The sequence below is a fragment of the Candidatus Methylomirabilota bacterium genome (assembly GCA_036005065.1).
Taxonomy (GTDB): domain Bacteria; phylum Methylomirabilota; class Methylomirabilia; order Rokubacteriales; family DASRDR01; genus DASYQW01.
Genome location: DASYQW010000342.1, coordinates 1 through 7,408, shown reverse-complemented (window position 1 = coordinate 7,408; position 7,408 = coordinate 1). Strand labels below are relative to the sequence as shown.

The 7,408-nt window shown below is 69.5% G+C and carries 9 protein-coding genes and 1 tRNA gene; 3 read left to right on the top strand and 7 right to left on the bottom strand.

Going from position 1 to position 7,408, the window contains the following annotated elements; translation table 11 throughout:
- A partial coding sequence (locus tag VGW35_22780) for a response regulator (GenBank protein HEV8310496.1) occupies positions 1-477 on the top strand: 477 nt, incomplete at its 5' end.
- A 111-nt stretch (positions 478-588) separates the two neighbouring features.
- On the opposite strand, the gene VGW35_22775 is transcribed toward VGW35_22780, so the two are convergent.
- The 3 genes from VGW35_22775 to VGW35_22765 all read right to left on the bottom strand — a co-directional run bounded on the left by VGW35_22775 (position 589) and on the right by VGW35_22765 (position 2,703).
- A tRNA-Asp gene (locus tag VGW35_22775) sits at positions 589-666 on the bottom strand.
- Positions 667-842: 176 nt separating this feature from the next.
- Positions 843-1,394 (bottom strand): hypothetical protein, encoded by a 552-nt coding sequence (locus VGW35_22770; GenBank protein HEV8310495.1) that lies wholly within the window; start codon positions 1,392-1,394, stop codon positions 843-845.
- 313 nt (positions 1,395-1,707) lie between these two features.
- Positions 1,708-2,703, bottom strand: a complete 996-nt coding sequence (locus tag VGW35_22765) for a YihY/virulence factor BrkB family protein (GenBank protein HEV8310494.1) — start codon at positions 2,701-2,703, stop codon at positions 1,708-1,710.
- A 582-nt stretch (positions 2,704-3,285) separates the two neighbouring features.
- Here VGW35_22765 and VGW35_22760 point away from each other — a divergent pair.
- Together VGW35_22760 and VGW35_22755 are read left to right on the top strand one after the other, a co-directional pair.
- Positions 3,286-3,753: a response regulator gene (locus VGW35_22760; protein HEV8310493.1), complete on the top strand. Its 468-nt coding sequence runs from the start codon at positions 3,286-3,288 to the stop codon at positions 3,751-3,753.
- A 73-nt stretch (positions 3,754-3,826) separates the two neighbouring features.
- A complete protein-coding gene (locus tag VGW35_22755) occupies positions 3,827-4,168 on the top strand; it encodes a hypothetical protein (GenBank protein HEV8310492.1) in 342 nt (113 codons plus the stop codon).
- 217 nt (positions 4,169-4,385) lie between these two features.
- Here VGW35_22755 and VGW35_22750 read toward each other — a convergent pair whose 3' ends face one another.
- The 4 genes from VGW35_22750 to cysC form a co-directional block, all read right to left on the bottom strand.
- Positions 4,386-5,402, bottom strand: a complete 1,017-nt coding sequence (locus VGW35_22750) for a hypothetical protein (protein ID HEV8310491.1) — start codon at positions 5,400-5,402, stop codon at positions 4,386-4,388.
- 58 nt (positions 5,403-5,460) lie between these two features.
- Positions 5,461-5,889 carry a RidA family protein gene (locus VGW35_22745; protein ID HEV8310490.1) on the bottom strand — a complete coding sequence of 143 codons (429 nt, stop codon included), beginning with the start codon at positions 5,887-5,889 and terminating at the stop codon, positions 5,461-5,463.
- 8 nt (positions 5,890-5,897) lie between these two features.
- Entirely contained in the window at positions 5,898-6,902 is a 1,005-nt protein-coding gene (locus tag VGW35_22740; protein HEV8310489.1) for an amidohydrolase family protein, read from the bottom strand.
- Between the two features lie 14 nt (positions 6,903-6,916).
- On the bottom strand, positions 6,917-7,408 hold a 492-nt coding region (cysC, locus tag VGW35_22735), incomplete at its 5' end, for an adenylyl-sulfate kinase (GenBank protein ID HEV8310488.1).

Genomic DNA, 7,408 nt, shown 5'->3' with positions numbered 1-7,408 from the left:
GGCCTGCCGCGATCCTTGCGCGGGGCGCGACGATCCGCCGCCCGCCGCGGCAGCGCCACATCCTCGGCGCCCCTCCGCGGCCTCGTCGTCCTGGTGGTCGAAGATCACGCGGACACCCGCGAGCTGCTGCGCCGGACGCTCGAGCACGCTGGAGCCCGGACAGTTCTCGCCGAAGACGGCCGGGCAGCGCTGGATCTCCTCGAGCACGCGCACGAGCGGCCCCACATCATCCTGTGCGATCTGCTGATGCCCCAGCTCGACGGCCTGGCGTTGGCGCGGCACCTCGAGGCCGATCTCCGATGGCGGAAGATCCCCGTCCTCGCCGTCACGGCGCTCGGCGCCGCCGCGGACTACATCAACACCTGGGCCCACGGGTTCGCCGGCCATCTCGTGAAGCCCGTGAATCCGGACACCCTGATCCGCGTGGTCCGGGACCTGACCCGGAAGGCCGGACGTAGACAGAAGCGCGCGCCGTGATCGGGGCTGGCGCATCCGGGCACTCGCCAGACGACGACGGGCGGCCCGGGGATCTGGCCCCGAACCGCCCGGCGGTCCGACGAAAAGCCGCGAAGGAGGCGGCGATGAAGGTGGCGGGGTCGACGGGACTTGAACCCGCGGCCTCTGGCTTGACAGGCCAGTGTGCTAACCAGGCTGCACCACGACCCCGCGCCGACAGAATACGGGCTCAGTCGACACCTGTCAACCTCGCGCACCCTCGGTCGCGCATCCTCGGTGCGCCCGAAAATCGCCTCGCGGGGCGGCGCGCCGCGTCCTGACGATCGCCCCGGCTCACCCGAATAGGGAGCCGCGATCCCGGCGAGGGTGTCGAAGCTCCCGCGTGCTCACGACACCGATGACGCTCTCGTCTCCTTGGTCCCCGTCTGAAGCAACTTGAAGGAGCTCAAGAATGTCTCGACGTTCGCGGGACTGGAACTCGTCGCAACCAGGACGTAGAGGCGCTTCTCCACCAGAAAGAAATGGGCCTTGCCGGAAGGCTTCCCGGGAACGTGAAAACTCAACGCCCGGCCAGGGTGTTTACCGAGAGAGATGGAACGAAAGTCCGTTTCGGCGCCTCCTTTGTCCTTCAACACACCTTCTTTCGCCTTGTTGAAGATCAGCCAAGATCCGCCCAGATTCACGGCCAGCCCCGGCAGATCCGAATACTCGACACTATAACTTCCGCCCTCCGTCGTCACGCTGTAGGTGTTTTCGCGAATCGGACCCAGAAAACTCTGGTGGATGCTCTCGTGACGTTCGGGATCCCTCGGCATCGCGACACTGAATCCGCCCGGGGGGGAAGTGAAGATCTTCCAGCCGGAGGCCTCGAGCGCGGTGGTGAACAGGAGGGTACACGAGAGCAACGTCAATCGCGGCAGATGCCTTCCGATTCTCATGGGCGCCTGTCCCCCGGCGAGGAAGCGGCCGCCGCCGATCCCGTTCGGCCCGGTTCCGCCTTGAACCCCGGCATCACCTTCGTGGCGAAGCTCCTGGCCCTTCAGCAGCCGGAGTCGGCCGCGCTACCGGCCGCTCGAGGGGCGCGTGAACGGGATGAGCCGCCGACGGGAGCTAAGCCGGATTCCATGTCTCGCCTCCGTAGCAGAGCTTCGGCCCTCCCGTTTCAATGCTACACCGCCGTCACCTCTGGGGAGCTTCCGGGAAGGCGTGACGGCCGGAGGGGAAAGCGGCGCGCCGCCTGGCGGCTCGCGGTCAGGATCCGTGGCGGCGACTCTGGATGGCTGGTTCCGGCGATGCCGTCGGACTCATCTCGCCGGGGGACTTGGCCTCTGGATTTCCCCGGGCGGCGGCGGCGGCCTCGATCTCGGAGTTCACCTCCGCGCCGACCAGGAGGACCAGCCCGGTGACGTTGAGCCAGAACAGCAGCAAGATGACACCGCCGATGGAGCCGTAGGTGGCGTTGTAGTTGCCGAAGTAGCGCACGTACAGCCGCAGGCCCATCGAGGCGACCAGCCACACGGCGAGCGCGAAGACAGACCCCGGGGTGACCCACTGCCACTGCTGCTCGGCGGCCGGGGCCCAGTAGTAGACGAGGGCGAAGCCGGTGAGCACGAGGGCGATCGTCACCGGCCAGCTGAGGATGTTCCACACGAAGGTGAAGAGCTCCCCCTGCCCGAACCAGGCGGCCACCGTCTCGCCGATCCGCGGACCGAAGACCAGGAGGAGCAGGCCGGTGATGGCAAACAGGAAAAAGCCGATGGTGAGGGCGACGGCAAGGGCCCGTCGCTTCCACCACGGTCGCGGATCTTCCACGTGATACGCCACGTTGAGCGCGTCCATGACGGACGCCATCCCGCTCGACGCGGCCCAGAGGGCGACGATCGCGCTGATCGACAGGAGGCCGCGGTCGGCGCCCCGCACGACATCCGCCAGGACTTTGGTGATCACCGAGGCCGCGTCGTCGGGCAGGACGCGGGTGAGGTAACCCATCAGCTGATCCATGAGATGCGGGGACGGGAGAAGGCCGACGACGGTCGTCAGGAACAGAAGAGCCGGAAAGAGCGAGAACAGGAGGTAATAGGACAGCGCGGCGGCGCGATCGAGCACCTCATCTTCCATGACTTCCGCATAGACCCGCTTCGCGAGCTGGCCGATCGACAGCCCGCCCAGTCTCCACGGAGCGCTGTGGGCCGTCCGCGCCTCGCCGACCGGAAGGCGACGGATACGCGGTCTCGCCTCGCTGGTCATCACTTTCCCGACTGCAGGCTGCAAGGCTGATACCGCCGCTCGGCGCCGGCTGGTATCAGTCCTGCAAGCCGTCGCGCATCCCTGGGGCCAGCCACCGAGCGGCCCCCTCCGCCAAGGCGACCGAGCCGTCCTCAGCCTCGTAGACGAGCGCGCCCACCGCTCGAACCACGCCCGGTCAAGCTCACAAGAAACCCTTAGGGGAGCCTCGCGAATTCTCCTTGACAAGCCCCGGCCACTTTGACCACCCTAGTAACGTCGGGCGTGTGACTTTCCGTCGATCTCCGCGGAGGAGGCGGTCGCCATGGCGGTCCTGAGGGCTTGCGCGAACTCCATCTGCTCGTGCCGGAGCGCGGGTGTCACCTGTTCCGTCTGGTGCGGCTCCGGGGACATTCCGAGCGGTGTCCGCTGCCTCTGCCGCCACGAGGGGTGCCTGGCGATCGTCCCGCGATGCCCCGGTCCGGTGGCGATGCCGTCGGACCTCGATGCGAGGCGACTCGACGCCTTTTGGCCCGGACCTCGGCCCCCCGCGACACGCGCCGCCTAGCCAGCGATCATCCTTCATGCCCATCGCACGAGTCCCGGGTGAACGCCGAGCGCTCGCGCAGATCTGAGCCTCGGCTCGACGGTCTGCGGATCCTCGTCGTCGAGGATCATGTCGACAGCCGCGACGCCCTTCGACAGATGCTCGCCGCCCAGGGCGCCGAGGTGCTCGTCGCGAGCGATGGTCAGGAGGCGCTGGCCGGGCTGGAGGCGACGATCCCCGATCTCATCTTGAGTGATCTCCGCATGCCACGCATCGACGGACTCGAGCTGGCGACCCGCGTCCGACACGACGTGCGGTGGGCCCGGATTCCGCTCATCGCGGTGACGGCGTACAACAGCCCTGCCGACCTCCGGGCCACGCTGGAGGCGGGGTTCGACGCCCATGTCGAGAAGCCTGTCGACTTCGATCTGCTGACGGCGACCGTGCAGCGCGTATTGCGTGGAGGGCGGCGACGAGGCCGCCGCTCACGACCCGATACCGGGCACCCCTCGGGCGAAGGGACCTAGCGGGCACCCGAGCATAACCCCGGATACGAACGGCCCGAACTTCGACGTCGCCTTCCGGATCACCGATACCGAGATGCCGGCGATGAACGATCTCTTCTACTCGGAGCTGGCGATCAAGGACGGGCAGATCACCGCGTACGTCAAGCCGCTGTTCAGGGACATGAAGGTCTACGACCAGCGACAGGATCGGGAAAAGACTCTCTTCCGCAAGCTCTACGAGAAGCTCGTCGGTGGTGTGGCCAGGCTTCTGGAGAACCGGTCACGGCAGGAGGTCGCGACGGTGACGCCGATCACCGGAACCACGGCGAACCCGAAGGCGAGCACCTGGGAAATCGTCGTCAACCTCTTCGAGAACGCCTTCTTCAAGGCGATCCTGCCCGGATTCGAGGAAGAGGTCCGCCGGCTCAGTCACTGACACCGGCCGCCGGGGTCTCGGCGGGGCCGTAATCGGGCACTCGATTCCTGCCGAACCGCCGCGCGTATCTGCCCATTCCGAGCGCGGGCTTCAGGGCTCGAGGTCCTCGATCCGGCCCCGCAAGCGCGGGCGGGCGGGATCCTCCAGGTCGAGCCGGTCCCACGGCACCCGGTATCCCTTCCGGGTCCGCCGGCCGAGCCGGCGGAGCAGCCGAGGCTTACCGGAGATCAGGCAGAGGAAGCAGCGCCTGGACCATCGGCAGACCGCGCGTGACCAGCGTCCACCGGGCGTCCGGGCTGACCTGCCAGACCTCGCCGACATCCGTCCCGACGAGGACCGCGCCCGGCGTGTCCGGGGCCGGGACGACGGCCAGGATGTTGGCCGGCGACGGGGAATGCTCGGCGTCTCCCAGCGATCGCCACGTGTGAGCGCCGTCGGTGCTCTGATACAGCATCGACCGGGCCCCGCCGGGATCCCGGAAGCTCACGAAGGCGCTGGGCGCGCAGGCCACCGTCAGGGCGTGCGGCGGCCGCGGATCGATGCTCATGGGGCGCGTGTACTTGGGCTCTCGGTCGGCCCAGAGGTAGCGCCAGGTCCGTCCCCGGTCCGCCGAGCCGAACAGCCCGGCGATCCGCCGCTCCATCGGTTCGCGAGAGTCCATCCGTCCGAACCCGGTGGTCGCGTACAGCACGCCGGGGCGGCCGGGATCGCCGGCCATCACGTGGATGTCCGGGTTTCCGCCGGGCAGGATGCAGGTCCAGCTGGCCCCGTCGTCCTCGCTGGCCAGGACACCGCCCACTTCCAGGCCGACCCGGCAGCGCGCGGGCGCCTCGGGGTCGAGCACGATGGTCCGGGCGCGGGCGCCGGCCGAACTGTTCGGGAGCCCCCAGTGCTCGGCGCCAGGCGTCTTCCCGAGGGCGTCGATCTCGCTCCAGGAATCCCCCCGATCGCGGCTCCGGTAGAGCGCCGCCGGTTGGGTGCCGACGTAGATCACGCGCGCGTCGGAGGGCGCGACGGCGATATCCCACACCTCTCGGCCGGCGATGCCGCCGGGTCTCCAGGATCGCCCGACATCGTCGGACCGGAAGAGGCCCGCGTCCGTCCCGGCCAAGAGACGGGCCCCCGTCGCGCGAAGCGCCAGGATGCTGCGGCCCGACAAGTCGCCCGACGCCGCCGGCGTGCCGGACCCGTCGTGGAGGAACAGCCCTTCGCGAGTCCCGATGAGATACCGCACCGCTCTGCTCCTTTCCCCTCCTCCGGATCAGCGCCGTCGACGCGCACGCACGTGGCGCTCAGGCGTCGGTCACCGCGATGGCGGAGATCTCCAGCTTGCAACGCGGGTGAGTGGCGAGTCGCGACACCTCGACCGTGGTCGTGGTGGGAAGGTGGCTGCCGAGGTAGCGGGCCCAGACCCGGTTGAGGTCGTCTTGCTCGCGGACGTCGGTCAGGTAGCGCGTGGCCGCCACCAGATCGGCCATGGTGCAGCCGGCCGCCTCCAGCGTCTTCCGGAGGTTCTCCATGGCCAGGACCGCCTGCTCGGCCATCGTGGGCGGGAGGTCGAACTCCTCCTCCCGGTGGGGGTGGCTGTGGTAGACGGCGGCGGCCGTCACGCCCGAGAGAAACACGAGATGGCCGCGGCGCACGACGATGCCCGGCGCGTAGGGCATCACCACGTCGGGGCGCCGGTCCGCGTGGTGCACGATCGAGATTTCCCTGGCCATCGGCGCGCTCAGTCGAGGCGGAGCAGGCGGGCGGCGTTGGTCCGCAGCACCCGCTCCTGGTCTCGGCGGGAGAGCCCGACCGTCCGGGCCACGACGATGTCCCGGGGGCGCACGTACCCCATGTCGAAGCAGAAGTCGCTCCCGAGCATCACCCGGTCGGCGCCCACCGTGTCGATCAGGTACCGGAGCGCCCGGGGGTCGTGGCTGATCGTGTCGTAGGTGAAGCGCCGCAGATAGGCCGGGACCGGCCGGCGCGCGCGCTTCTGGGCTTCGGGCCGTACCCGCTGGCCGTGGCGCAGGCGGCCCCACAGGTAGGGCAGCGCGCCGCCGGCGTGCGGCAGGCCGACCGTGAGCCGGGGGAGCCGGTCGAGCACTCCGCCGAAGACGAGGTGAGCCGCCGCCACCGCGGTGTCGAACGGATTGCCGAGGAGGTTGTTCAGGTAGTAGGCCCGGAGCCGCTCGGCCCCGATGACCCCGATCGGGTGGAGGAGAACGGGCAGCCGCAGGGCCTGAGCGCGGTCGAAGACCGGGAAGAGCTCCGGCGCCGACAGGTCACGGCCGTTGACGTTAGTCCCCAGGTAGACGGCCCGGACACCCGGCAACCGCGCGGCGCGCTCGAGCTCCTCGACGGCCCGGACCGGGTCCTGCATCGGGAGCGTGGCGCAGCCGACGAAGCGGTCCGGGTACGCCGTGTGAGCCTCGGCCGTCGCATCGTTGAAGGCCCGCGCCAGCCGGCTCCCGAGCTCGCCGTCGGCCCAGTAGACCATCGGCACCGTGAGGGACAGCGCGTGCACGGCGACGCCCTGCCGGTCCATCGAACGGGCGCGGCGGGCGAGATCCCAGTAGCGCACGTCGAGCGGCGGGGTCCGGGCGCCGGGAACGGCGAGCACCGGGCCCTCGGGGTTCGAGCGATCCACGGAGGCGCCCGCCGGCGCTCCCGCCTCGGCGACGAGCGCGAGGAACGCCTCGGGGAAAAAGTGCGCGTGGACGTCGATGGCGCCCGGAGCCGCCACGGGACGCGATTCTACTACGAACCTCGGATCGGTGAAAGACAGGGTCCGAGCGCCGACCAGATACGCTCCAGGCTCTCGTCGACAGACTCGCGATCGGTATGGACGGTGACGTCCGGACACTCGGGCCTCTCGTAGGGATCCGAGATGCCGGTGAATTGCGCGATTTCGCCCGCCAGCGCCTTGCGATAGAGTCCCTTCACATCGCGGGCCACCAGCGACTCCACCGAAGCATCGGCGAAGACCTCGACGAACGTGACGCCGGCCCGGGCGGCGGCGCGGCGCGCGTCCGCCCGCGCCTCGGCGTAGGGGGAGATCGCCGCCGTGATGACGATGACGCCGTGGCGGGCGAGCAGGCGGGCGACGAAGGCAATGCGGGCGATGTTGGTATCGCGATCCGCCTTCGAAAACCCCAGATCCCTGGACAGATGCGTGCGCATGTCCTCGCCGTCGAGCACCTCCGCCGCCCGACCGCCGGCCACCAGGCGATCGCGCAGCTTCTCGGCCAG

Bases quoted from the DNA above. Each gene is read 5' to 3' on its own strand.
- VGW35_22755 (HEV8310492.1), top strand. From the start codon at position 3,827: ATGCCGGCGATGAACGATCTCTTCTACTCGGAGCTGGCGATCAAGGAC.
- VGW35_22770 (HEV8310495.1), bottom strand. From the start codon at position 1,394: ATGAGAATCGGAAGGCATCTGCCGCGATTGACGTTGCTCTCGTGTACC.
- VGW35_22765 (HEV8310494.1), bottom strand. From the start codon at position 2,703: ATGACCAGCGAGGCGAGACCGCGTATCCGTCGCCTTCCGGTCGGCGAG.
- VGW35_22745 (HEV8310490.1), bottom strand. From the start codon at position 5,889: ATGGCCAGGGAAATCTCGATCGTGCACCACGCGGACCGGCGCCCCGAC.